This is a genomic window from Sinorhizobium sp. M4_45 (assembly GCF_002885915.1).
Taxonomy (GTDB): domain Bacteria; phylum Pseudomonadota; class Alphaproteobacteria; order Rhizobiales; family Rhizobiaceae; genus Sinorhizobium; species Sinorhizobium meliloti_A.
The window spans coordinates 1-543 of the sequence record NZ_NWVE01000032.1; the positions used below are offsets into that span (position 1 = coordinate 1).

The 543-nt window shown below is 61.9% G+C and carries 1 protein-coding gene; it reads left to right on the plus strand.

All coding sequences use genetic code 11. From position 1 onward, the window contains the following. The coding region (locus CN933_RS31205) for an IS30 family transposase (RefSeq protein ID WP_146032697.1) at positions 1–543 on the plus strand (543 nt) is incomplete at both ends.

Genomic DNA, 543 nt, shown 5'->3' on the forward strand with positions numbered 1-543 from the left:
CGCCGGAGCAGATCGCCGGTCGCCTGCTTGCCGATGGCGTAAGCGCCGTCCGTGTCTGCACCGAGACGATCTATCGCTTTATTTATGGCAAGGAAGATTATGCGCTGGAGCTCTATCGGCATTTGCCCGAAGGCCGCCGCAAGCGCCGCCCACGCCGCGCCCGCAAGCCCCGTGACGGCTTGATCCCGTTTGACTGCCGGATCGGTCAACGTCCTGATTTTATTGCCGATCGCTCGCAGTTCGGCCATTGGGAGGGCGATCTCCTGATCTTCGAGCGCGCGCTCGGGAACGCCAATGTTACCTCGCTGGTCGAGCGCAAGAGCCGCTACACGGTGATGATCAAGAATGGCAGCCGCCACTCGCAACCGCTCATCGGCAAGATCGTCGATGCCCTTGCACCGCTGCCCGCCTTTGCCCGGCAGAGCTTCACTTTCGACCGCGGTACCGAGTTTCGCGGCTTCAGGGCTTTGGAAGATGGACTCGGCGCCAGGAGCTGGTTTTGCGATCCGAATTCACCTTGGCAGAAAGGCGCCGTCGAGAACG